General features: G+C 64.6%; 17 protein-coding genes. 5 read left to right on the top strand and 12 right to left on the bottom strand.

From position 1 onward, the window contains the following. Positions 1-279 precede the first annotated feature (279 nt). Genes C1A15_RS05140 through C1A15_RS05130 form a run of 3 tightly spaced genes read right to left on the bottom strand, consistent with a single transcriptional unit; the run spans position 280 to position 4,715 of the window. Positions 280-1,185, bottom strand: coding sequence for a dimethyl sulfoxide reductase anchor subunit family protein (locus C1A15_RS05140; protein ID WP_101721561.1), 906 nt, complete (start codon positions 1,183-1,185; stop codon positions 280-282). Further along, positions 1,185-1,853, bottom strand: a complete 669-nt coding sequence (locus C1A15_RS05135) for a 4Fe-4S dicluster domain-containing protein (RefSeq protein ID WP_101721560.1) — start codon at positions 1,851-1,853, stop codon at positions 1,185-1,187. Before C1A15_RS05135 ends, C1A15_RS05140 begins: the two co-directional genes overlap by 1 nt. 3 nt (positions 1,854-1,856) lie before the next feature. Further along, positions 1,857-4,715 carry a molybdopterin-containing oxidoreductase family protein gene (locus C1A15_RS05130; RefSeq protein WP_101721559.1) on the bottom strand — a complete coding sequence of 953 codons (2,859 nt, stop codon included), beginning with the start codon at positions 4,713-4,715 and terminating at the stop codon, positions 1,857-1,859. A gap of 286 nt (positions 4,716-5,001) precedes the next feature. Between C1A15_RS05130 and C1A15_RS05120 the strand changes: the two genes are divergently transcribed. Further along, on the top strand, positions 5,002-6,561 hold the full coding sequence (locus C1A15_RS05120; protein ID WP_101721558.1) for a helix-turn-helix transcriptional regulator: 1,560 nt from the start codon (positions 5,002-5,004) through the stop codon (positions 6,559-6,561). A gap of 16 nt (positions 6,562-6,577) precedes the next feature. Here C1A15_RS05120 and C1A15_RS05115 read toward each other — a convergent pair whose 3' ends face one another. From C1A15_RS05115 to C1A15_RS05095, 5 genes are all read right to left on the bottom strand, one after another. Beyond that, complete coding sequence (locus C1A15_RS05115) at positions 6,578-7,369, bottom strand: recombinase family protein (RefSeq protein ID WP_101721557.1); 792 nt, start codon at positions 7,367-7,369, stop codon at positions 6,578-6,580. After that, entirely contained in the window at positions 7,366-8,247 is an 882-nt protein-coding gene (locus C1A15_RS05110) for a HipA domain-containing protein (RefSeq protein WP_101721556.1), read from the bottom strand. Before C1A15_RS05110 ends, C1A15_RS05115 begins: the two co-directional genes overlap by 4 nt. 267 nt (positions 8,248-8,514) lie before the next feature. After that, entirely contained in the window at positions 8,515-9,414 is a 900-nt protein-coding gene (locus C1A15_RS05105; RefSeq protein WP_101723707.1) for a hypothetical protein, read from the bottom strand. Further along, the gene (locus tag C1A15_RS05100) at positions 9,414-10,079 is read right to left on the bottom strand and encodes a 4Fe-4S dicluster domain-containing protein (RefSeq protein ID WP_009608205.1); all 666 of its coding nucleotides are present in this window, start codon (positions 10,077-10,079) and stop codon (positions 9,414-9,416) included. The genes C1A15_RS05105 and C1A15_RS05100 overlap by 1 nt, the downstream gene beginning before the upstream one ends. Positions 10,080-10,083: 4 nt before the next feature. Next, the gene (locus C1A15_RS05095) at positions 10,084-13,182 is read right to left on the bottom strand and encodes a molybdopterin-containing oxidoreductase family protein (protein WP_101721555.1); all 3,099 of its coding nucleotides are present in this window, start codon (positions 13,180-13,182) and stop codon (positions 10,084-10,086) included. 285 nt (positions 13,183-13,467) lie between these two features. Here C1A15_RS05095 and C1A15_RS05090 point away from each other — a divergent pair, with 285 nt between their 5' ends. Continuing rightward, the gene (locus C1A15_RS05090) at positions 13,468-14,922 is read left to right on the top strand and encodes a LuxR C-terminal-related transcriptional regulator (RefSeq protein ID WP_245865080.1); all 1,455 of its coding nucleotides are present in this window, start codon (positions 13,468-13,470) and stop codon (positions 14,920-14,922) included. A gap of 570 nt (positions 14,923-15,492) precedes the next feature. On the opposite strand, the gene C1A15_RS05085 is transcribed toward C1A15_RS05090, so the two are convergent. The 3 genes from C1A15_RS05085 to C1A15_RS05075 are packed head-to-tail and all read right to left on the bottom strand — an operon-like array spanning position 15,493 to position 20,373. Then, on the bottom strand, positions 15,493-16,398 hold the full coding sequence (locus C1A15_RS05085; RefSeq protein ID WP_101721553.1) for a DmsC/YnfH family molybdoenzyme membrane anchor subunit: 906 nt from the start codon (positions 16,396-16,398) through the stop codon (positions 15,493-15,495). 3 nt (positions 16,399-16,401) lie between these two features. Further along, the gene (locus tag C1A15_RS05080) at positions 16,402-17,061 is read right to left on the bottom strand and encodes a 4Fe-4S dicluster domain-containing protein (protein WP_101721552.1); all 660 of its coding nucleotides are present in this window, start codon (positions 17,059-17,061) and stop codon (positions 16,402-16,404) included. 3 nt (positions 17,062-17,064) lie between these two features. Then, on the bottom strand, positions 17,065-20,373 hold the full coding sequence (locus tag C1A15_RS05075; protein WP_101721551.1) for a molybdopterin-containing oxidoreductase family protein: 3,309 nt from the start codon (positions 20,371-20,373) through the stop codon (positions 17,065-17,067). A 272-nt stretch (positions 20,374-20,645) separates the two neighbouring features. Between C1A15_RS05075 and C1A15_RS05070 the strand changes: the two genes are divergently transcribed. Next, entirely contained in the window at positions 20,646-22,178 is a 1,533-nt protein-coding gene (locus C1A15_RS05070) for a response regulator transcription factor (protein WP_101721550.1), read from the top strand. 439 nt (positions 22,179-22,617) lie between these two features. Here C1A15_RS05070 and C1A15_RS05065 read toward each other — a convergent pair whose 3' ends face one another. Further along, on the bottom strand, positions 22,618-23,802 hold the full coding sequence (locus C1A15_RS05065) for a 4Fe-4S binding protein (RefSeq protein ID WP_101721549.1): 1,185 nt from the start codon (positions 23,800-23,802) through the stop codon (positions 22,618-22,620). A gap of 238 nt (positions 23,803-24,040) precedes the next feature. Between C1A15_RS05065 and C1A15_RS05060 the strand changes: the two genes are divergently transcribed. Together C1A15_RS05060 and C1A15_RS05055 are read left to right on the top strand one after the other, a co-directional pair. Then, positions 24,041-24,901 carry a hypothetical protein gene (locus tag C1A15_RS05060; protein WP_101721548.1) on the top strand — a complete coding sequence of 287 codons (861 nt, stop codon included), beginning with the start codon at positions 24,041-24,043 and terminating at the stop codon, positions 24,899-24,901. 2 nt (positions 24,902-24,903) lie between these two features. Further along, positions 24,904-25,614 (top strand): TorD/DmsD family molecular chaperone, encoded by a 711-nt coding sequence (locus C1A15_RS05055; protein WP_101721547.1) that lies wholly within the window; start codon positions 24,904-24,906, stop codon positions 25,612-25,614. The last annotated feature ends 22 nt before the right edge of the window (positions 25,615-25,636 follow it).

Genomic DNA, 25,636 nt, shown 5'->3' with positions numbered 1-25,636 from the left:
GGTGGCCTCGCGGTTGCCGCGCGTTTTCTTGCGCTTGCGAAACGCCTGATGGGAGAACCGGCTTCGGGAGCCCACTTGCCACGAAGTCGAAAAAGTTGCAGAAGAGGCGCCGGAACCCGCTCGGGAGCCCGGCCCCGGCCCTCCTCGAGGGCGATCCGTCGTTTGCAAGGGGGTATGGGGAGACGAATCGCGCTCGAGGAGGGCCGGGGCCTCTCTGTGCGCCTGCGGGAGGGCTCACCTGGTCGGCGGCGCCCCCGCAGGCGCTATCGGGGGGATGCGCTAGTAGAACATGAACACGCTGAGCCCCAGGTTGTAGAAGACGACGCGCATGCAGACGGCTCCGACGAGGGCGGCGATTATGGCTGCCGGGGCCCAGAGCTTCCAGTTCCCCGTGCGCCTGCCCATGAAGGCTGCGGCCAGGGGGACGATCGCGCCTACCGCCACGGCGCCGAGCCACAGCAGCGGGGCCTGGGAGCCCACCGTCGCGGCGGCGTCGGCCATGGCCTTCGTCGGGTGGGTCGGGTCGAAGTAGAGGCCGACGTCGGCGAAGGAGCCGGCGGAGAGCTGGAGGAAGGCGGCGAAGGCGAGGGCCGCGAGGGCGTTCGCGGCGGCGCCGGCGAGGGCCGCGAGACCCGCGGAGGCCCCGGCGCCGGCTGCGCGCTCGGCGGGCTGGTCCCCGGGTCCCCCTGCAGCCAAGGCGGAGAGGAGGAGGAACGTCGCGGGCCCCAACACGCAGGCGTTGCCGAGGACGTAGAGGATCCAGAGGATCGAGTCCCACGCGGGACGGGCGGCCATGGTGTACGAGTGCGCCATGACGGCCACGAGCGCCACCGACAGCGCGACGGACAGCCACGCCAGCCACTTCGGCACGCTCGCGCCGTCGTCGGACTTGCGCATGAGCACGAGGTAGGCCACGGCGACCACGGCAAGCACCACGATCGCGATCAGCTCCTGCGTGATGCCCGAAGTCAGGTGCCCGAACCCGTTGAAGATCCGCTCCCAGTGCTCCAGATGGAAGAACACCGCGATCCCGCCGGCGGCCAGCAAGACGGCCGACACAACCCAAGCCGGCACCTGCGCCCGCTTCCCGACGCCGAACACGGCCATCAAGGCCTGCGTCCCGAACAGCCCCGCGCTCCACGCCACCAGCGTGGTGAACAAAATCAAAGGCCACTGGAGTTCCATTATTCACCGCCTCCTTGCCACGTACGATTGCGCAGGATGTACACGAAGCTCGGGTTGTTCCCCACGTTTGGCAGGCGATACACATCGCTTTCGGCATACGACTCGATCTCGTCGACCAACTTCGCGCGACTCTGGACGGTCGCATCGTAGTCGACGTTCCTTGAAGCGATATCGATGGGAGCCGGGCCCTCGAAACCTGCGATCCCTTGCTCCAGATCACCGAAATAGCGCGCACGGCCGCCACATTGCGTGACGCACTGCGGCAGCTCTCCCTGGGCGATCTTCTGCTCGCACAAGGTGCACTTCTCCACCACGCGCTCGACCTCGTTCAAATACCGCACGCCGTACGGGCACGACATCGCGCAGAACTGGCAGCCGATGCACTTGGACTTGTCGATCTGCACGGTTCCGTCCTCCAGCTTGTGCGAGGCGCCGGTCGGGCACACCTTCACGCACTCGGGGTCGGCGCAGTGCTGGCATTGCACGGTGAGAAAGTACATCTCCACATCGGGGAACTCGGCGCCTTCGAACTTCGGATTCGGGCCGATGCGCAGCACCTTGTTCCAATACGACCCGATAGGAACGTCGTTCACCACTTTGCAGGTCACCGAGCATGCCAGGCAGCCTACGCACCGATTGAGATCGGTGGCAATCGCATACTGAGTCATAGCCTAGTCCCTCCCCTCGTAGTTCGGCAGCCATTCCTTCAAACGCGGGTCATCGGGCGACGTGATCATCTCGGTCCCGTCGACGTCGCACGGCACGGGATTGCCGAACGGCGAGTTCTCGGGCGTGGCTTTGTACACCTTCACGTTGTAAGCGCGCGCGTACGAAGATCCGCACAGAGGATCGCGCATGTCCTTGTTCACCAGGCAGTTGATGCTGATGAGGTCGAAACCCTTCGTCGCGCCGTGGAACTCGGGCAGCCACCACTGATGCTCGCAGTTGATGGTTCCCGGGCGGATGCCGTGATAGAGATCCGCCACTTGTCGCACCTTGCCGCGCTCTGTCTCGATCCACACCCAATCGCCCTGTTCTATGCCGAGCTCAAGCGCATCCTTCGGGTTGATCTCTACGCGCGGCACCGGCCACAACTCGCGGCACCACGGCAGCTGCCGGTGCTCGGAATGGAAGTACACGGGAATGCGACGGCCCGTCGTCATGATGTAGGGGTACTCCTGAGCCCGCTCAGGCTGTGCAACGGGGCTCTCCGGGGGCTCGGAATACGTGGGAAGGTTGTACCGGCCGTCAGGATGGTACGTCTCGATGATGGTCGACCATATCTCCTGCTTGAGCGTGGGCGTCTGCAAGCCCGGCTTGCCATCGGAGCGGCAGTGGCCCGTTTCGTAGCGTCGGTAGGTGCCCCAGTCGTCGGGGTATTCCTTCTTGCAGTCGCGGAAACCGGTCTTCTGAAACTCCTGCTTCCATTCCTCCCAGGTAAGACCCATCGGCTCGCATGCCGCATCAAGCTCCTTGATGGAGTCCGGCCACGGATCGTCGGGGTCGGCGCTCCAGGGAATGCCCATGGCCTTGCACAGCTGGATGATGATGTCCACGTCGAACCAGCTCTCGCCGAGGGGCTCCACGCACTTGCAATGGCTTCCCTCCATGCCGCCAGACCCTTGGGAGCGGCGAGGGCAATCCACCTCGAGCCAATGGCGCGCAGGCAGCAGGATATCCGCCAACTGGGACGTGGGCGTATGCCACAGGTCGATGTCCAGCAGGAAGTCCAGCTTCTTCAAGCCTTCCCAACCCCAAAGAGCGTTGGACATGTTCATCACATCGCCCGACTGGCAGACGCCGCCGTACAACGGGTACGGCGCCCCTTCGTTGTTGCACGCATCCCAAATGGCCGTCGAATCGGCCCAGATGCCGTGATGCTTGAGCAAAGGAATGTCCTCCACGCCCAGCACCTTGTCCCACAAGTCAGCCGACGCCATGGGCAGACCGCTGCCCATCATGGCGAACTCTTCGTCGAAAGTCGCGGCCGTTGCGCCGCGATTGCCGCCGGGGGTGTCGAAGTTCCCCGTGATCCCCACGATGAGATCGCAGATACGGCTGTTCTGGACCGAGTTGCACGCATGCTCGATGGCCAGCATGTACTGGATGCCACCGTTGCCGTATCCGGTCGATGGATCGATGGGCGTCGCATAGGTGATGGCCGCCTCGCGCAAAGCATCAGCCGAAACGCTGGTGATCTCCTCCACCCTCTCGGGCGTGAAATCGGCTACGTAGTCTGAGAACGTTTGCCACACCGTTTTGCAGACCGAAGTCGAACCGTCTTTCAGGGTGACTTCCACCTGCCCGAATATCTGAGGATCGATCTCCGGATCGAACCCGGTAGGATCGGGCACCCAACCTTGCGTCACGCCGGGTGCGAGGTGCTTTTGCCGCGCCTCCTTCCCCGTCAGCGTGCGAGGCTGCTCGCCCTCCCAGTATCCCGTATCCGCATCGAAATACGTAAGCCGCTGGTTCAACTGATCGTAGACCATGAACCGTTTCGGACTGCCGTCTTCCTGCACATCGGATTCCTTGAGCAGGCGCGTTTTGATTTCTTCTGGACCGCCGGCACCCATCTGCTGCCAACCGGAAGGCTCGATATCCTCGCACACGAGGAACGGGCCGTTCGTCCACCGCTTCACCCAAAGCTCGTCGTATAGGTTGTTCTCCATGATCACGTTGAGCCAGCCGAGCCCCACCGCGCCGTCGGTGCCGGGACGCAGCGGATTCCATATGTCGGCTTCTTTGCCGAGGTTCGTCTGACGCGGATCGACGATGATGTGCTTGTCCGCCTTGACTGCAGCATCGACCGTCGTGCGACACGAGTCATCGTAGTTGGACAGCTCCGAAGCGCCGCCCCATTGCACGAACACGCTCGGCCGGTCGACCGTGGCCATCCAGCTGTACGCACGAGCCGACACCATGCCGGTGGCCACATGGCGGGGACCCTTGCAAATCTGGTACGCCTGATGGGTGTTCGCCGTGTTCAGAATGCCCTGCATGCCGAGCGCGCTCGCCATGCAGTAGATGCGGCTGGTGCCGCACATCGAGAACATGGAGTTCCCGCCGCGCTGCTCCTTGATCTCGTTGAGCTTCGTGCCGGCTTCGGCGAGAGCCTCGTCCCAGCTGATGCGCACCCAACCCGGATCGTCGTCGCCCTTGGGATTCGTGCGTTTCATGGGATACGCGAGCCGATCGGGATGGTAGCACGCCTGCAGCGAAGCCTGCGACTTGCTGCAGCTGTTCCCCGACGACGCGAACGAGCTCTCGTCCCCCTCGATCTTGATAGCGCGGCCGTTCTCCACCGTCACCCACACGCCGCATTCCATCTTGCCGCACCCGCGGCACATCGTGCGAATACGCTGCACGCCGTCCGACGACGCAACCGTTCCGCTGTCGTGCTCTTCGGCAAGCGCCGCCGGCGCCGTTGCCGACGTCAGCGCAAGCGCAGCGCTCGTCACCCCTGCGAGCCTCATGAAGCTGCGACGGCTCATGGTGCCAAACGACCGCCTTTGCGTGGTGTTCGCCATAGCTCCTCCTCTGCCGGTTCCCTTTTCACCCGCACTCCAACGAGCGGGCCGGACCAAGCGTCCGTGCGAACCATGATGCAGATCGAGCGCGAGTTGAGCACCCCACCGCTGATGCGAACTCTGTTCAACCAGGTCAGAAACCCTACTATCGAGCTCATGAAAGACCTACCACCGAGAGTGGTATTTCGCCATCCGCCCGCCGCCGCGGTATCGGCGAATTGCTATACTGACGACAATGCTCGAACGAGCCTTATCGCCATGGGGATGTGAGTAAAAGGGGGTCCGCATGACAGACGAACGAGGATCGTCGCCGCTTGCGCTGGCGATTCGCGAGGTGCCGGGAATCGCGATCGCTTCGATCGGCTTCGGATGCGCGCTGCTCGCCGTCGAAGGCGACCGCCTCTCGACGATCAGAACCGTCAATATCAGCGGCGAATACCACGCCGTCGCGTCGCTCGTATCGTTCCTTCTCCTGATCATGCTGGCTCTTGCGTATCGCAAGCTGGACGCGCCCACCCACGTTCCCGCCGCGATCGTCATCGGCGCAGGAGCGTTGATGACGGCTTCCATGTTCGTCGTCTTGCAGCAAAGCGTATGGGAGGACAACCCCATCGTATCCTCCATCGCGCGCATCGTGTTCGGGCTTGGAGAGGGCGTCATCCTGTTTCTCTGGATGAAAGCGCTCTTTCCCTACGGGGCGCGCGCCTGCGCCGCCGTGCTGGGCCTGGGCACCATCGTCGTAGCGGCAATGAACAGCCTCATCGCGTTTCTGAAGGTGGATGCCGCCTACGGCACGGTATCGCTGCTCCCCATCGTGTCGATGGTGCTGCTCTGCTATTTCAGGGAATACGCCCGTTCGCGCGCGCCGCGTGCGGATCGCGACGACATCCCGAGCGAGGACGCCTGCGCGAGCCCGGAGCGGAGCTTGGTGGCGGGAATCGGCTGCCCCGATCGATCCCTCATCGTCCCCTCGGACCAGGCTCCTCGCGGTCGACGAGTATTCGTCGTGACGATGATGCTGTCGCTGGCTTGCTATGCCGTGGTGTTCGGACATATCCACTACCAATGGATTCCCCTGCAAGACGGCGGGACGGTATCGCTCATCATCCAGCTGGGCACGGCCGTGGGCACCGCATGCGGCGGAGCGGCTATCCTCGTGCTCGTCCAGTACTTCTGGAACAGGCGGAGCCTCGAGCTGTACAAGGTGTTCCTCATACCCACCGTGCTTCTTGCCTTGTGGCTGTCGTCCTTCGTGAACGAGACGTGGATATTCCTCTACCTCGTCTTGCTGAACATCACGCAGAAGCTGGTGTTCCTCTTTATCATGCTGGCCCCCTTCCTCATCGAAAGCAAACGGCCGTACCTGATGCCCTGGTGCGTCGCGTTCCTCTCGTTCACCGCAGGCAAGGCGGCGAGCTCTCTTCTATTGGAGCATATGTCGCCCGACGTATTCGTGTCCAGCTCGGTCATCGCGCTTGTCGTATTGTTCGCCTGCGGAGCCATCACGTCGCTTTCGGGAAGCATCACCGACTACCACACGCCAATCCGCGGTCAATGGCCCGGCCCTGACGCACCCGACGTTCACGATGCGCTTCCCCACGCGAACAAGCTGCAGAACGCGTGCCATGCGCTCACCGACCAGTACCAGCTGACGGGGCGCGAGGAGGAGATCCTCGTATTGCTGGCACGCGGCCGCACCGCGCAGCATATCGCGGACACGCTCGTCATCACGCAGTCCACCGCGAAGACTCACCTCCGCAACATCTATGCGAAGATGGACGTCCACAACCAGCAGGAGATCCTCAATCTGGTCGAGCAGACCATCGACGAGCAGAAGAAGGCATGAGCGCGCTGCACGGCCATTACCCTTGCGACCGAAGCTCTTTCAGCCTCCGGAAAAACGTCGAGACGCTCACGCCGAGCCGAGCCGCCGCCTCTTCGGCATCCAGCTCGCGCGCTTCATAGCTCGAAACCACCTCACGCAGCACGAGTTCGTCCATCGGCTTGCGCTTGCGGCCCTTGTACGCGCCCCGCTCGGCAGCCGCGCGCACACCCGAGATGCGCTTCTCCTCGCGCGCGCGATACGCCTTCTCGTACATGGATAGAAGGACGTCGTGCAGCACCTTGCGCTCGCTGTCGGCAATAGGCTCGCCGTTCAGAAAGAGGGCATCGCCTCGGCACAGCGCCGAAAGCACCGCTCTTGCAGCCTGCTCGGAGTTCGCGGCGCCCGCGATCGCGTCGGCCACGTCGACATCGGTACCGACCTCGCGTTCTTCAAACGGCCGAACGTACAAGCCATCTCCTATGTAGCGCGTATCGGTCCTGATGAGCCATTCGATCTTGTCGAGGTACTCCATGCCGCATGCATCGAGGAGCTGCCACAAGCCCTCGCGGCTCTCGGACGGTGCCCGCTCGCTCACAAACGTCGGGGTGACGTTCTCGCGCACGTACTCCCGCTTACGCAGCGACAGGTCGTACCCCGGCACCCCCTGAAAAAGCGGGGGCTCGAGCAAATCGATCACCGGCCAATTCGGAACGAACGTATAGCGAAACGACTCGTCCTCGCGCACCAGGTACGTGATCGCCCCCACCTCGTATACCAGGCCCCCGGGACCATCGAGGCTGATCATTCCCGTAGTCGTCGATTCCCTCATGCGCCCCTCCTCACCAGGTCCGAATAGGGGGCTTCCAGAATGCCCCGATAGCGCGCATCGAGCATATGGCAGTAAAACTCCTTGCGCCGATCGCTTATGTTCGGAACGGATCGCACGAGCTGATGAGCCGCTTCCAAGTCCATACGCTCCATGACCTCTCGCAGGGCTCGATTGCACTCGTCGAATTCCAAGCTGGACACGACGTCATAGTACGAGCTTTTCCGCCCACGCAACCGGATTTGAGAAGTGGGGAACCCGTATACGCGCTTCGCCGTCTCGTCTTCCGATTCCATGACGCGCTCCATCTCATCCTCGTCGACAAGCGCGGGGAACAGGCACGAGCCGTTATCGAAGGTCGGCGCGAGCGAATAAGCACCATTGCGTTTGACGAATCCCCAGTTGGCTCCATGTCGATCGAAATTTCCGAGGAGCGCATCGACAACGAACGTCTCCCAGAACATTGCGATCGTCCCCGACACATCGACGAGCTTCGAATTGTCGCGAAGCATCTGCATGATGTCCGCGTATTCGTATTGATACCGTTCCTTATCCTGGTCGAGCGTGCTCTCGCCCACATCGTTGAACGGGACGAACTGTTCGCCCGCGCCTACGAAGCTCTTGCAGGCAACCACGTCCTCGCCTTCGAATGTGCCGAGGAAGGTCTTTTGGGCATCGAATCCAAGCAGCTCGAAGATATGCGAGCCGAGGTATTCGGAAACGTGGTTGTACCTCATGCCGAAAGGCGTGCGTTTGCGAAATTTGAGCATGTAGTCACTGAAGGTTCCATCACCGTTGGGAACAAGGATGGATTCCTTGCGCTCCGAGCCTCCGTAGTTTATCCAGCCGCGCTCATAGAGGGAGAAATCGATCAGTTCCATGTGTCAATGCTTTCATTAACGATAGATTTTTATTTTGATAGTATAGAACGGCTATCGAGGATTGTCAAAATTCAAATCTATCGTTAATGAAAGCATTGGCAAAGCCCTCCTCGAGAGCGATCCGTCGTTTGCAAGGGGGTATGGGGAGACGAATCGCGCTCGAGGAGGGCTGAGGGGGTCGCGCGCACCGGGGAGGGCTCCGACCCGTGCGCCTGCGGAGTGGCTCGCCGGTCGGCGGCGCCTCCGCAGGCGCTATCGGAGGATGCGCTAGTAGAACATGAAGACCGAGAGTCCCAAGTTGTAGAAGACGACGCGCATGCAGACGGCTCCGACGAGGGCGGCGGCTATCGCGATCGGGGCCCAGAGCCTCCAGTTGCCCGTGCGCCTGCCTAGGAAGGCGGCGGCGAAGGGGGCGATCGCGCCGACCGCCACGGCGCCGAGCCACAGCAGCGGGGCCTGGGAGGCGACCGTCGCGGCGGCGTCGGCCATGGCCTTCGTCGGGTGCGTCGGGTCGAAGTAGAGGCCGACGTCGGCGAAGGAGCCGGCGGAGAGCTGGAGGAAGATCGCGAAGGCGAGGGCCGCGAGGGCGTAGAGGGCGGCGCCTGCGAGGGCCGTCCTACCGGCTAGGGCCCCGGCGTCGGCTGCGCGCTCGGCGGGCTGGTCCCGGGGCGGCACTGCAGCCAGGATGAGGAGGAACGTCGCGGGCCCCAACACGCAGGCGTTGCCGAGGACGTAGAGGATCCAGAGGATCGAGTCCCACGCGGGACGGGCGGCCATGGTATACGAGTGCGCCATGACGGCCACGAGCACCATCGACAGCGCGACGGACAGCCACGCCAGCCACTTGGGCACGCTCGCGCCGTCGTCGGACTTGCGCATGAGCACGAGGTAGGCCACGGCGACCACGGCAAGCACCACGATCGCGATCAATTCCTGCGTGATGCCCGAGGTCAGGTGCCCGAACCCGTTGAAGATCCGCTCCCAGTGCTCCAGATGGAAGAACACCGCGATCCCGCCGGCCGCGAGCAGCACGGCCGACGCGATCCACGCCGGCACCTGCGCCCGCTTCCCGACGCCGAACACGGCCATCAAGGCCTGCGTCCCGAACAGCCCCGCACTCCACGCCACCAGCGTGGTGAACAAAATCAAAGGCCACTGGAGTTCCATCATTCATCACCCTTCCAGTCGCGGTTGCGCAGGATGAACGCGAAGTTCGGATCGTTGCCGACGTTCGGCAGATGATGCAGATCGGTGCTCGCATCGAAGTCCTGCGCCAACTCGCCCAGCGTCACGCGGTTGCCCGCATACAGGCCGTCGTAGGTGCGATCGGTGTCGTAGCCGACGGCGGGGGCTTCGAACGACTCGATCCCCTGGTCCAGATCGCCGAAGAACCGGGCGCGCCCTCCGCACTGGATGACGCATTGCGGCAACCCGCCCTGCCCCACGATCTGCGCGCACAGCGTGCACTTCTCCACGACGCCCTCTTCCTCGTTCAGGTACCGCACGTTGTAGGGGCACGACATCGCGCAGAATTGGCAGCCGATGCACTTCGCCTTGTCGATCTGCACGGTGCCGTCCTCCAGCTTGTGCGAGGCGCCCGTCGGGCACACCTTCACGCACTCGGGGTCGGCGCAGTGCTGGCACTGCACGGGCAGGTAGTACATCTCCACGTCGTGCGACGACGTGGCCCCCTCTTTCAGCGAGGGGCCGATGCGCAGCACCTTGTTCCAATAGTTGCCCACCGGCACGTTGTTGACCGCCTTGCAGGCAACCATGCAGGCCAGGCAGCCGACGCACCGGTTCAAATCGGTGACGATCGCGTACTGGGTCATGGCTTTACGCCTCCTCTCGGATGGTGTAGTTCGGCAGCCATTCCTTCAGGCGCGGGTCGGAGGCATCGTAGATGATCTCGGTGCCGTCCTCGGGCGCGCAGGGGATGACCTTGCCGTCGGGGCAGTTCTCGGGCGTGGCCTTGTAGATCTTCACGGGCACGCCGCGCATGTGGGACGACCCGATGAACGGATCCTGGCCGTAAGGATCCCAGATGCACTCGATGTTCGACAGCTCGAACCCGTGCGTCGGCGCGGGCAGCTCGGGGAACCACCAGGCGTGCTCGGCGTTCGCCCACCCCTTCGCGATGCCGTAGTACAAGTCGACGCACTGGCGCACCTTGCCCCACTCCGTCTCGATCCAGGCCCAATCGCCCTGCTCGAGCCCCAGCTCGGCAGCGTCTTCAGGGTTCACCTCCAAACGCGGTGCCGGCCACAGCTCACGGCACCACGGCAACTGCCGGTGCTCGGAGTGGAAGTACACGGGGATGCGGCGGCCGGTGGTGAGGATGATGGGATACTCGTTCGTGTCCACGTCTCCCTTGGGACCCGATTTCGGCTCGTCGTAGTGCGGCATCATCTCGTGCACCAGATCGAACTTGCCGGGGTTGAACTCGTTCGCCTTGTCCACGCAGTACGTCTCGAACACGAGCGGCCAAAACTCCACGAGGCCCGTCGGCGTGGGGCAGCCGAAGTTGTTCACCGGCACGCCGTCGTCGCCCACCTTCCCGCTGAACGGAGCGCCCGTACACGCGTCTTTTGCGATGCGCATCCAGCCGGTCTCGAAGCGGCGGTACGTGCCCCAGCGGTCGGGCTCGATCTCCTTGGCGTTGATCCAGCCGTTCTCCTGGAAGTCCTCCACGAAGTCGTCCCAATGCTGCCATTTCACCTTGGGATTGGTCTTCGAGTTGTTCTGGAACCAGTCCTCCAAACGCTCGTCCACGTGGTAGCCGCCGGGCGCGTCGCCCGCGATGTTGGTCCAGGTTCCGTTCGGGCCGCCCACGGCGTCGAACAGCAGGCGGTTGATGTCGTAGTCGAACTTCGTGTCGCTGGGCGGCTCGACCGCGCGGATGGTGGCGCCGATGCCGCCGGACGCGCCCTGGGACACGCGGATGTTGTTGATCTCCAGCCAATGCTGGCACGGCAGCAGGATGTCGGCCATCTCGGTGCCGGGATGGTGGAACATGTTGATGTCCACCCAGAAATCGAGCGACTGCAACGCCTCCCAGGCCAGGTTCGCGTTCGACATGTTCATGAACGAGCCAGATTCGTTGATGCCGCCGCGCACGGGGTACGGCTCGCCGGTGAGGCAGGCGTCCCAGATGCGCGTCGCGTCGGCCCACTCGTTGTAGTACGCCGTGATGGGGAACTCGTCGGCGCCCACCATGTTCGACAGCGTGTCGTAGCGGTCGGGCACGTTGAGGGGATCGGGCGTGACGCCTTCCACGGGGATCTCGCCCAAGGCGATCAGCTGGGCTTTCACTTCCTGCGGCATGTTCGAGCCGGGCGCGGCCGTGGCCTGCTCGTCGATGGGCGAGCGCGTGAGGCCGCGGTTGCCGGCGGGCGTGTCGAAGTTGCCGGTCATGTAGATGAGGTGCAGCACCGCGCGCACCGTTTGCGTGCAGTTGCCGATCTGGTCGGGCGCGAGGTTCAGATGGATGCCGCCGTTGCCGTAATCCTGGCCCTCGGGGCGCGTGGCCCACACGAGGCACGCCTCCTCGATGAGCGCAGGGTCGAGTCCCGTGATCTCGGAGCACCACGCGGGCGTGCAGTCCTTCACCGACTCTTCGAGGTACGCCCACACCGGCTTCGCCGTGTGCTTCATTCCATCGAGCAGCTCCACCTCATGCGTTTCATGCAGGTCGAGATCGATGCCGGCTTCCTCCAGCTCGTGATAGGACAGTGGCGGCAGATACCCTTCCTGCGACGTGCCCTGGTACACGACCTCCATCTGGTCGCGCGTGGGGGCCACGTGGTTGCAGCCCTCCCATTGCGTGGTGTCGACGTCCCACATCACCAAGCCGCCCGCTCCGTCGTTGGCAGACGAGTTCCACGCGTAGAACTTGCGCGGGCTGCCGCCTTCCACCACGTCGCTTTCCTTCAGCAGGCGCGTCTTGAGCTTCGTGCCCACGATGTCGGCGGGGATGCCGGCGGTGTTGAGCGGCGTGGACAGGTCGATGTAGCGGCCGCCCGTAGGCTCCCGATCCTCCACCACGAGGAACGACGAGTTCGTCCAGCGTTTCACGAATTCCCAGTCCACCAGGTCGTTCTTGATGACGAGGTGCTGCCAGCACAGCGCGAGCGCGCCGTCGGAGCCGGGGCGCAGGTTCAGCCAGTAATCGGCCTCCTTGCCCGAGCCGGACAGGCGCGGATCGATGCAGATATGCACATCGGCCTCGGTCATCTTGTCCACGAGGTTGCGGCAGCTGTCGTCGTAGTTGGAGTTCTCGGGCGCGGTCCCCCATTGCACGTACACGCGCGGTCCGTCGCGCAGCGCCATCCACGGCGCTCCGTCGACCGAGGTGATCCAGCCCATCAAGCGGCGCGGCCCCTTGCAGATCTCCGACGCCACATGCGCGTTCGGCGTGTTGAACAGCCATTTGTAGAACGCGTAAGGCCCGTACACCCACTGGCGCGACGTTCCCGCCATGTTGAAGATGCACTGTCCGCCATAGCGATCCATCAACTCGTTGAACTTGGTGCCGATGGTTTCCATCGCCTCGTCCCACGTGATGCGCTGCCAACCGGGATCCTCGCCCTTGGGATTCGTGCGCTTCATGGGATGGTAGATGCGGTCGGGGTGGTACGCCGCCTGGATGGACGACTGCGACTTGCCGCAGCAGTTTCCGCTCGACTGGAACGACGATTGGTCGCCCTCCACCTTGATGGCGCGGCCGTTTTGCACGGTCACCCACACGCCGCACTCCATCTTCCCGCAGCCGCGACAGCAGGTGCGCACGCGCTTCACGTCGTCGCCGCGCGCAGCCGCTCCGGCGTCTTCGGCCAGCGCCGCGTTCGGGGCGACCGTCGCCGCGCAGGCCAACGCCGCACCCGTCACGGCCGTGAGCTTCGTGAACGCACGGCGCGTCAGATTGAGCTTTCCCATTCCTCCTCCTTCTCCGTCTCGTCCTTGCGACGGCTTGTCGAGAACGCCCGCCGCTTTGTTCGAGCATGCGCGGCGGAGGGCGTCCGCGCATCATGCGTTTCTGCGAAAAATCGGGCGATCCGAACGCTTTCCCATCATGCATTTCCCATGATTTTGGAGAAACGCCTGATGAGCGAAGCATGATGTCGCGTATCAACCTATCGGGCCACGCAAGCCGGACGGATGGCGCACGCTATAATGAGCCGCAGGGGATCGAGATCTTGAGGGGGAATTCTCGTGACGCACATGCCGAAACCGTTGACCACCGCTCGGGACCGCCTGCGCGAGACGTCGCCGCGCAGCCTGCTGAACCTGCGCATGCTCGGCTTCGCCCTGGCGCGCGCTTGGGTGTACCTCATGTTCCTGGGAGCCGCCACAAGCTCCATCACCTGGAACGGGCAACCGCTTCCCGGCGCGGCCTACCTGGTATCGACGCTCGTGCTGTGCGCGACCCTGTTCGCAAGCGCGATCTTCCATCGGCGATTCACGGCTCTCATCGGCCGACGCGCGTTCCGCTTCCTCGGCCCGGCCCTCACCACCCTCGGCACGCTGGCCCTCGCCTGCGCGACGCTGCCGACCGTCCCCGCGTTCGCGCTGTGCGCGGTCGGATCGGCGTCCACCGGCATCGGTTCGGGACTCATCGACTTGGGATACGGCGAGCTGTACCGCAACGTCGACCCCCGCCGCACGTCGTTCGAGGCCCCGCTCGCCTTCCTGATCGCCGCGGCCCTCTTCCCCGCCGTCCTGGCCTTGCCGCCCGTAGGCGCATGCGTGATTTGCGCGCTGCTGCCCGCCGTATCGGGATGGATCCTGTTCGTCAAGCTGAAAACGTGGTCGTCGAAGGCCGAACCGGTCGTGCAGCCGTTCGAGATCCATTTGGGGAAGTTCTCGTGGAAGATCGGCATCTGCGCCTGCCTTATCGGCATGGCCGACGGCGTGGTGCGCGCGGTGTTCATCACCGCGAACGGGGCCAGCGTGGAGAATTTCTACCGCTTCCCATTGCTTTGGTCGAGCCTGCTCACCATCGCCATCGTCTACGGCTGCGTGCTGCTCTCCAGCAAAACGGGCCTGCGCCCCGTGTACCGCTCGGTGATGCTGGTCATGGCCGTGTTCTTCATGCTGCTGCCCGTGTTCACCGGCTTTTCCGAGATCGAGAGCACCATCGCGCTGGCCGGCTACGGCACGTTCAACGTGCTCATCTGGATACTGCTCGCCGACATCTCGTTCACGTACCGGCTGTCGGGCGTCATGGTGTTCGGCATCGGCTGGGGCATGGTGACGCTCGGCGTGCTGCTCGGTTCCTCGTTGGGGCAGCTCGTGTGCACGTTCGCGCCGTTCTCGCCGCAGAGCCTCAGCCTGATCGCGCTGCTGGCGACGCTGGCCATCCTCATCTCGTACATGTTCGTGTTCAACGAGAACGACCTCATCGCGCTGGCGAAGGGCGATGAGGACAAGGGCGGCGCCGAGCCGAGGCGCCAGCGTTTCCAAGACCGCTGCAAGGACGTGGCCGGGGAATACGGTCTGTCGCCGAAGGAAACCGAGATCATGATCCTGTTCGCGAAGGGCCGCTCGAGCACCCGCATCCAGGAAGACCTCTACCTGTCGCGCGGCACGGTGACCACCCACCTGCGCCACATTTACCAAAAAATGGACGTCCACAGCAAGCAGGAGTTCCTGGACGTGATAGAGGGGCGGGAGTAGCGCGCGCAACCCAGGCGTCGCGACCGTCCCTCGCAGCATTTCGCCTATGGCTGCAGAAGCGAGAGCCTCGCCCGCTTCCGATGAGACAAAGGGAGACAAAGGGACGGGGGTAATGTCTCATTTCCCTCACTTCGCGACCCAAAACCGATCGCGAAGCAGGAATCGCACCCTCTTCTGCAACTTTTTCGACTTTGTGGCAAGCGCGTTCCCGAAGCCGGCTTCTCCATCAGGCGTTTCACGGATGCAAGGAAAGCGTACAAGCGGAAAGAGGCAGCGGCTCACGGAGAAATCCCTGGTCGAGTTTCGCCACGCTCGCCACAAAGTCGAAAAAGTTGCAGAAGAGGCACCGAATCCGGTTTTCGGGAGGGAACGCCTAAGGATGGAAAGGCTGCCAGCCCTCTTCGAGAGCGATCCGTCGTTTGCAAGGGGGTATGGGGAGACGAATCGCGCTCGAAGAGGGCTGGCAGGAGGTTGTTTCACGTGAAACATCCGTTCTTTTACTGCTGATGTTTCACGTGAAACATTTCTGCAGGTGCCGCGCCGTCGGCCGGGCGGCGCGGCACCGGGGGGCTAGTAGAACATGAAGACCGAAAGCCCCAGGTTGTAGAAGACGACGCGCATGCAGACGGCTCCGATCAAGGCGGCGGCTATCGCGATCGGGGCCCAGAGCCTCCAGTTGCTCGTGCGCCTGCCTAGGAAGGCGGCGGCCAGGGGGACGATCGCGCCGACCGCCACGGCGCCGAGCCACAGCAGCGGGGCCTGGGAGGCGACCGTCGCGGCGGCGTCGGCCATGGCCTTCGTCGGGTGCGTCGGGTCGAAGTAGAGGCCGACGTCGGCGAAGGAGCCGGCGGAGAGCTGGAGGAAGATCGCGAAGGCGAGGGCCGTTACGGCGTTGGCGGCTGCGCCGACGAGGGCGGCGAGACCCGCTGGGGCCCCGACGTCGGCTGCGCGCTCGGCGGGTCGGTCCCCGGGTTCCCCTGCAGCCAAGGTGGAGAGGAGGAGGAACGTCGCGGGGCCGAGCACGCAGGCGTTGCCGAGGACGTAGAGTATCCAGAGGATCGAGTCCCACGCGGGGCGGGCGGCCATCGTGTACGAGTGCGCCATGACGGCCACGAGCACCACCGACAGCGCCACGGCGACCCACGCCAGCCACCTCGGCACGCTCGCGCCGTCGTCGGACTTGCGCATGAGCACGAGGTAGGCCACGGCGGCCACGGCCAGCACCACGATCGCGATCAATTCCTGGGTGATCCCGGAGGTCAAATGCCCGAACCCGTTGAAGATCCGCTCCCAGTGCTCCAGATGGAAGAACACCGCGATCCCGCCGGCCGCGAGCAGCACGGCCGACACAACCCACGCCGGCGCCTGCGCCCGCTTCCCGACGCCGAACGCCGCCATCAAGGCCTGCGTCCCGAACAGCCCCGCCGACCAGGCAACCAGGGTGGTGAACAAAATCAAAGGCCACTGGAGTTCCATGGTCTACCCCCTCCACTTTCGGTCGGAGCGCAGCAGGTACATGAGCTCCGGGCCATTTCCAACATCGGGCAGACGATGGATTTCGTCTTCCGTATACGGTTCGACGTACTCCTTCAGCGTCACGCGCGTCTGTTGCATCTCGGCGTAGTCGCAAGACAGCGCTTGCGGATGCGCCGGCGCTTCGAAGTTGTCCACGCCCTGGTCCAGGTCGCCGAAGAAGCGCGCACGCGAGCCGCACTGGGCCACGCACTGCGGCAGCTCGCCTTGGGCCACCTTCTGCTCGCACAGCGTGCATTTCTCCACCACGCGTTCCTCCTCGTTCAGGTAGCGAACGTTATAGGGGCAGCTCATGGCGCAGAACTGACAGCCGATGCACTTCGACTTGTCGATCTGCACGGTGCCGTCCTCGGCCTTGTGCGAGGCGCCCGTCGGGCACACCTTCACGCATTCGGGGTCGGCGCAGTGCTGGCACTGGATGGGCAGGAAGTACATCTCCACATCGGGCCAGTCGCCGCTACCGCCCTCTTTCGGGTTCGGCCCCACGCGCAGCGTCTTGATCCAGAACGACCCCACGGGCACGTTGTTGACCGCCTTGCAGGCGACCGTGCAGGCAAGGCAGCCGACGCACCGGTTCAGATCGGTGATGATTGCGTACTGCGTCATCGTTTACGCCCCCTCTCCCATCCACGCTTCTTCGCCTTCGACGCGGGATCGCAGCCCCGTCCCCATCCATTCCTTCAACCGCGGGTCGCCCGCATCGCAGATGCACGGGTTGCCCTGCGGGTCGCACGGAACCGGGTTGCCGAACGGCGAGTTCTCCTCGGTCGCTTTGTACACCAGCACGGGAACCGAGCGCATCGTGGCCGCGCCGCACACGACGTCCTGGCCGTACGGATCCATCACGCAGTTGATATTCACCAGCTCGTAGCCATGGCTGGCCGAATCCATCTCGGGGAACCACCACGCATGGTTGGCGTTCACCACGCCTTTGCTGATGCCGTAGTACAGATCCAGCACCTCGCGCACCTTGCCCCACGGGCTCTCGATCCACACCCAATCGCCCTGCTCGAGCCCCAGGCGCGCGGCGTCGTTCGGGTTCATCTCCAGGCGCGGCGCGGGCCACAGCTCGCGGCACCACGGCAGCTGGCGATGCTCGGAGTGGAAGTACACCGGCTGGCGCGCGCCCGTGGTCATGAGGAACGTCGCATCGGCGTGCTCCTGCAAGCTGGCAGGATAGTCGGCGTTGCGGATCTTCGACTCGTCGATGTCGGCGGCCTTCGCGGCGTCGAAGTACTCGGGCGTGGTCACCGGCGAGTTCGTGGGCTCGCGGTACACGGGGAACTTGTCCTCGTCGCCCAGATACGCCTCGCACACGAGCGACCAGATCTCGATGAGGCCCGACGGCGTCATGAAGCCCGGATGGTCGTCCACGAGCGGATACAGGTTGAAGCCGCCCTGCTGGCGACGCCAGCCCATCTCGTGGCGGCGGTACGTGCCCCACCGCTCGGGATGCCACGTGCGGCAATCCATCCAGCCGTTCTTCTGGAAGTGCTCTTTCGCCTGCTCCCAGGTGGGTCCGTCGGGGAACTCGGCCGTCTTCCACGCGTCCACGTTGTCCTTGAGCACGCGGCTGCGGTTCGGCCAACGGTAGTCGGTCTTCTCGCCGAAGTTGAGGATCTCGGACGGCTCGGCCGACTCGTCCTTCGTGTTCCACGGCACGCCCATGGCCTTGTACATGCCCACGTTCCAGTCGGGGTCGTAGATGCACTCGCCCGGAGCCTCGACAGCGGCGCACCCGCAGCCGAAGAACCCGCCGGCGCCCTGGCTGACGCGCGTCGTGTCTACTTCCAGCCAGTGATAGCACGGGAAGATGACGTCGGCGTTGCCGTTGTTCGGGCAGAACCACAGGTTGATGTCGGTGAAGAAGTCGAGCTTCGTCATGGCCTCCCACGCCACGTCGATGTTGCCCATGTTCATGAAATCGCCCGACTGGCACACGCCCGCGTGCAGCTGATACGGCACGTCGTTGTCGAGGCAGCCGTCCCAGATGGCGTTCGCATCCGCCCAGCGCGCCCAGTAGCGGTTGAGCGGGAAGCGCTCGGCGTCCACTTCGTTGGCCTGGCGCTCGAATACGGTCTTGGGATTCGGCCACGCTTGCGACGTGCGGAACGCGCCTCCCATGCGCTTGGCGATGACGAGGGCCTCCTCATGGCTGGGCACCTTGTTGCCGTAGCGTTCGGCCAAAGGCGAGTCGTTGTCGATGAGGTACTGCACGAAATCCTGCATCTTCGCGGCGAGCCCTTCGAGATCAACATCGCGGCCGTCCCATGTCTTGGCCTCGTCGCCGTACGGCGCGCCGAGCTGCATGTTGGAACGCCCGGGGTTGCCGTCGAACTGAGCCTTCGACGAACCGCGGTTGCCGGCCGGCTCGTCGGAGTTGCCGGTGATGCACGAAAGGATCTGCAACGCGCGCACATTCTGAATGGAGTTGCCGTTCTGATCGGTGGCCAGCTGGAAGTGGATGCCGCCGTTGCCGTGGAGCGGGTTGACGCGCGTCGTCCAAGCCCGCACGGCTTCCTCGTTCTTCCCAGCCGGAACACCGGTGACCTCTTCGGCCTTCTCCATCGTATATTCGCTCGTCATCCGATGGAACGCATCCCACACGGTGCGCGCCTGGTGCACGGAGCCGTCCTTGAGCGTAACCTCCACCTCGCCGGGCAGCAGCGCCGGGCGCTTCGGCAAACCCTTGGGGTTGCAGGCGTCCGAGCCGTCGGGAAAGCGGTCGGGCTCGGTGGCCGGGTCGGCGAACGTCGACTGGTCGGGCAGCCACGCGTCGGCCACGAGCGGCTTGTACGGATGCTCGATCCACGTGCCCGTGGTGGGGACGCGGTGCTCCTCGCCCTCCCACATGCCGAGCTCGGCATCCCAGTACGTCAGGCGCTCGTTCGCCTCGTCCCACACGATGAAACGCTGGTACTTGCCGTCCTCCTTGAGGTCGGCCTCGGTCAGCAGCTTCGTCTTCATGTTGATGCCGCCGTTGCCCTCGACCAGCCAGCCTTCGGTGAGGTTCGGCTTGTCGTCGACGTAGAGGAACGACGCGTTCGACCAACGGCGCACCATGGTGTCGTCGTAGGCCTCGTTCTCGATGACCCAGTTGAGCCACGACAGCGCCAGCGCGCCGTCGGTACCGGGGCGCAGCGGCAGCCAGATGTCGGCCTCCTTGCCCAGCGGCGTGACGCGCGGGTCCACCACGATGTGCTTCGACGCGCGGTGCGCGACGTCGGTGACGGTGCGGTTCGTGGAGTCGTAGTTGGAGTACTCGCACGCCGTGCCCCACTGCACGTACACGCTGGGCTCGGCCTCCACCTCCATCCACGGCGACCCCATCTCGTCGGTCATGATGCCGCCGAAGTGGCGCGGGCCTTTGCACACCTGGTAGGCCAAGTGCGCGTTCGGCGTGCCGAACAGCTGCTTCATGCCCTGATAGGGCCCTAGCGACCACACGCGCGACGTACCGCACATCACGAAGATGGACTCTCCGCCGTACTTCTCCTTCACCTCCTTGAGCTTCTCGCCGCATATCTCGAACGCCTCGTCCAGCGTGATGCGCACCCACCCGGGATCGTCCTCGCCCTTGGGGTTCGTGCGCTTCACCGGGAAGCGAAGGCGGTCGGGATGGTACAGCGCCTGCATCGACGACTGCGACTTCGAGCAGCAGTGCCCGCGGCTTTGCGGCGCGGACTCGTCGCCTTCTACTTTGATTACCTTGCCGTCGCGTACGGTCACCCAAACGCCGCACTCCACTTTGCCGCAGGCACGGCAGCACGAGCGAACGCGTTTGACCTCCCCCGCATCGGCATCGACGCCCTCGGCGAGCGCCTGCATCGGCTCGGCGACCGCTGCGAGCGATGCAGCGGCACCGGTGACCGCCATCGTCTTCATGAAGCTGCGGCGCGTGAGCGTGAGCTGAGCCATTGATCCCCACCTTCCTTTCTCGTCTCTCGCTTCATACCTGAAACGATGGAGCCATCCTAGGCGGCGAAAGCGGGTACGCCCTCCCAGCAACGCTATGATTTTGCGTCGATGCGGGGCGGCCGGGCATCATACCGAGGCTATGATTTTTTACAAAACCCCAGGAAACAACTATCAACGAAGGGGAAAGGTGGCAGGCGCGGAGCAGCAACCCGACGACGGTGCAGTATGATGGGCGGCGAGGGTTCGCAGACGAGGGGGAAAGCGGGTACCTGATGGAAATCAAGCTTCCGCGGCTCAAAGTGGAGGTGCGCGAGGACGAGGGGTTTTCGCTGGGAAAGCTGTCGCCGGCGCTCATCGTCGGTTTCGGCGCCCATTGGGCATGGGTCTATCTCACGATGTTCAACGGCCAGCAGCTGTTCTTCTGGAATGCAGCCGACGCCGCGGTGCCGGCCGGACTCTTCCATCCCGTGTCGCTCATATTCTTCGTCATGTCCCTGCTGAGCTACGGCGTGCTGTCGCGCGCGTACCGCCGTCTGTTCGCCACGCAGCGGCGCCGCGCGCGCATCCGATTCGTCGGTGCGACGCTCGGCTGCATCGGCACGCTGCTCATGTGCCTGGCGGACGTCGGAACGCCGCTGGGAATCGCCGCGCTCGCAGCGGGAGGCGCAGCCACCGGCATCGGCTCGGCCATCCTCCTGATGAGCTACGGCGTGTCGTTCGGACAATGCGACATCGCCACCATCGTCACCAGCACGGCGCTCTCGCTGGTGGCGGGCATCGCGCTGTACACGGCGGTGTCGAACCTCGACCTGCTCCATCCGCTGGGAGCCCTGGCCGCAGCGCTCATTCCGTTCCTCGAATGCTGGTGCCTCTACCGGTGCAGCACCGTGCTCGTCGACAAACTCGAGTTCGCTGCCATCACGCTCAAGGTGAGGAAAACCCCGTTCGCGCTGCGCCTATGCGCGCCCAGCCTGCTGTTCGGGTTCGCGTTGGGCACCGTACGCACGCAGGCCATCGCCGACATGCACCTGGTCGGAGGATTGGGAACGCAGATCGTCTGCATCGGGGCGGCCGCGCTCACGGCGTGCGCGCTCATGATCGCCGTCATGCTGACACAGCGCCAGCACATCAACTTCATGTTCCGCCCTCTGCTGCCCCTCATCGCGATCGCGCTGGTCGCGGTCTACTTCATCGCCGACGCAACGCCCTTCACCACGTTCGCGCTGCTGCTGTGCTACCTCCTGTTCGAGGGCACCATGTGGGTGAGCTACGCCGACATCACCCAGCGCTTCCGCCTGACGTCGTTCGTGGTGTTCGGGTTCGGACGCGGGGCGCTCGCGCTGGGCGCGCTCCTCGGGATAACCGCCTCGCTCGCCGTGCCTGCACTCGACTCCGCCGTAAACCCGGCGAACACGCTGATCATCGTGCTCGCATGCATCATCTTCGGCTTCGGCGCTTTGCCGCGCGGAAGCGAGCTTCGCGCCCTCATCGTGGGCGAGTCGGATAATCCGGCAGGTGAGGCGCTTCGCGGGCGCGGGCGCGCCGAGTCGCCCGAGAAGGCGCGCGCCGGCCGGTTCAAGCGCAAGTGCGAGCTGGTGGCGAACCGCTACCTCCTGTCGAAGAAGGAGACGGAAGTCCTGTTCCTGCTGGCGAAAGGCCGCAACGCCGCCTACATCCAGGAGCAGCTCTACATCTCCGAGGGCACCGCCCGCACCCACATGCGCCACATCTACAAAAAGCTCGACATCCACACCCAGCAAGAGCTGATGGACCTGGTGGAGGGGGCGGAGGAAGAAGCCGCGTAAGCGAAGCGACCGCGGGCGCGGCACTTGAAGCGTCGACCGACCCGCTCCCCCAACACCCAAGCTCGCTAGCGGTAGCGGAGCAGGAATGAGACAAAGGGACGGGGTTAACGTCTCACTCGTCGCCGTCGCCAACGCGAAACGGACATCGCGGCCGCTTCTGCAACTTTTTCGACTTTGTGGCAAGCGAGAGGAAATCCGACCAGGGGTTTCTCCGAGCATTGCCGCCGCTTTCTAACAGCACGTTTTCTCGCGACCGCGAAACGCCTGATGGGAGAAGCAGCTTCGAGAGCGCGCTTGCCACAAAGTCGAAAAAGTTGCAGAAGCGGCACCGGAACCCGTTCGGATACAACCGACCAGGCCCTCTTTCGCAGACCGGTTTCGGCCGTGCCGCCCCGAACGCGGCGGCACGGCCAGCCCCCTCGACGCTGCGCACGCCGCTTTAGCGCTCGTACACCTGGTCGCAGCCGAGGAGAGCCTTCATGGAGTGCCAGATCTGGTGGGGGTTGCCCGGAGGGTTCTTGAGCGGCTTCATCGGATAGCGCTCCTGCGCGCCCGACAGCAGGTCGACGGCGAACACCTCGTGGGACAGCTCGAGCGCCCCCTGCGCGCAGATATCGGTGCAGCACCGGCACTTCACGCAATCGACCGGACGGTGCGTCACGCCGATCGAGCCGTCCTCGCCCGCGTACTTCGCGATGGCCCCGGTGGGACAGAACGTAGCGCACATCTGGCACGACGAGCACTTCTCGGGGTCGATGATCACGTGACCCCACAGGCGCGTGTCGATGAGCACGTCCTGCGGCTGCCCCAGCGCGCCGAGCGCCGCAAGCAAGCGACCGCGGCGGTCGGGGATGAAATGAGGCAGCGTGCCGTCCTTGCCAACCTTCACGAACTTCGGCTCCGGCGGCTCCTCCACGCCCAGCGCGTCCTTGACGGCGTAGTCGGCGGTGACCGCCGCGGCGCTCTTCGCCTCGTCCTTCACGCTGGAGAAGAAGCTCCGGCGGCTTGCGTCGTAGCCCTCGTCGCCCGACCGGCGCACGGCCGAGGGAAGCTTTTCCACCAGGTCGATGCGCATATCGTTGTTCCAGGTTTCCAGCAGCGCGAGCGCCGTGTCGCGCACGAGCCGGGCCGTCTCGAACCCCGAGGCGTGCTCGCACTCCGCGCACCGCGCCTGCACGAGGACCACGCGTCGCGCGCCGCGCGCCGCCAGCGTGACCAGCAGGCTCTCCTCCACGCGTCCCAAACAGGTGACGCCCACCACCTTCGCGGGGTCGTACAGCCCGTCCGCCGCGGCAAGCAGCTGTTCGCACGCGACGACCACCTCGCCGTCGGCCGCCTCGCAGGCCGCGCGGCACGATTGCAGCAGCTCGGCATCGTTTGGACGATGCGCCTCGAGCGCGCAGGTGGGGCACACGGTGGCGCAGGTGCCGCACCCGATGCACCGCTCGGGCTCGATGGTCAGCTCGTTGTCGTCGTAGGAGATGCAACCGCTCGTGCACACCTCGGCACACTTCATGCACGTCGCGTTGCGATTGCGCACAACAGCGCAACGGCCCTGATGAACCGTGATGTCGGCGCTCTGAAGTTGTTCGAGCAGACCGAGGAAATTAGCCACGTGAGCCATGACTTCACCCTTTCTCGTCTACCCCCTTGCACCGCCTAGTATAGCCACTTTCGCCGCAGCGTGCGAGAAAAATCGCGCTTGACACCTTTCGCGGCGCTCCCTATCATGTGGCCTTGGGGAGTCCGCCGGCACGCAGGTTGCGTGCGAAGCGGACATTGTTTGCAAAAGTGGGAACCTCAGGGGTGAGGTTCGCGGTGCTGTGCGCCGTAGATGCAAACAATGTCACGAGGGGCGGAACATGACTCACGATTCCACGAACCAACACCTTTCTCTTGAGCCCGACTACGACGGGTTCGATCCACTTGAAGACTTCGACGACGACGAAACCGAAGGGCGTGCCGACGAGTTCGTCGCCACGGTGAGCGCCGCCGAGGATGCGCTCGCACGCGAGAACGCGGACGCCGGTGCGGACGCGACCCCGTCCGGCGCGTCCGTCGCCTGCGAGCGCCCCGCCGAGGAACGCATCGACGACCTGCTGAAAGCCATGGCGCCGCGCCGCACGGTGCTGCTGGGCATCCTGGCCGCGTGCGCCCAGCCGCAGCCCGCCTCCGCCGTGAAGGCGCAGGTGGACGAGCTGCAAGCGAACAACTTCTCGGTGTACAGCGCGGCCAACCTGTGCTCCCTGCTGGAGAAGGCGGGCGCGCTCGAGCGCGTCACGGCCGACGGCGATCCCGCCGACGACGCCGAGATCGAGCCGGAAACCGTCGTCGTGGACGGCGTCGAGTACCTGGAAGCGCGCGAGCCCGTCGAAACCTACTGGCTTGCCACCGCGCCCGGCATCGCGGCGCTCGAAGCCGACAAGCCGCTCGACCGCCTGCGCGCCCTCCTGGAGGAGGATGCCGCCTACGCGCCCATCTACCAGCGCATTCTCAACCTGTGCGCAGCGGATGGCGGCGCCGCCACGCCCGCTATCAACGACGCGGTCGACCACGATCCGCTCGTGCAGAAGCCCCGCTTCTACGCGCCCCACTTCATCGACCGGCTGGAGAAATGCGACGCGCTCGTCTGGAAGAAGGCGTGGTGCATCACCGACATCGGCCGCACCGGCCTCGACCTGCTCGCCGACGCCCCCGCAACCGCCGCATCCAAGGAGGACTAACCATGACCGACGCAACCGCATCCGCACCCCAGCCCCTCGCCGACGAGGCCACGATGCAGGAGTTCATCACCCTCAACGAGCAGCGCGCCGCCACGTACGGCCTGCTGTCGCGCCTGTACCGCGTGGAGGTGGACGAGCCTCTCCTCGACGAGCTGCGCGGCATGCGCTTCCCTGCCAAGACGGGCAACAAGAACGTGGACGAGGGCTACCGCCTGCTGGCCACGTACCTGAGCAACACCTGGGACAACAGCATCACCGACCTCGCCATCGACTACGTGCGCGTGTTCATCGGGCACGGCGTGGACGCGTTCTCGGCCGCCTACCCGTTCGAATCGGTGTACACCTCCGAGAAGCGCCTGCTCATGCAAGAGGCACGTGACGAGGTGCTGGCCATCTACCGCAGCGCCGGCCTCGACAAGCAGGACACGTGGAAGGAGGGCGAGGACCACGTGGCGCTCGAGCTGGAATTCCAGCAGATCATGGCCACGCGCACGGTGAACGCGCTGCGCGGCGGCGACGAGGCCGAGGCGATCGCCCTGCTGACCGCGCAGAAGAACTTCCTCGAAGACCACCTGGCGGCATGGGCCCCCATGATGACGTCCGACATGAAGCGCTTCGCGCAGACCGACCTCTACCGCGGCCTCGCGTACCTGACGGACGGCTTCCTCCAAACCGACGAGGCGTTCCTCGCCGACGTGCTGGCCGCGGACTAGCCGCGCGGGATCGAAAGAAGGA

It is taken from the genome of Eggerthella timonensis (assembly GCF_900184265.1).
Classification (GTDB): Bacteria; Actinomycetota; Coriobacteriia; order Coriobacteriales; family Eggerthellaceae; genus Eggerthella; species Eggerthella timonensis.
This window is presented reverse-complemented; position numbering and strand designations above follow the sequence as displayed.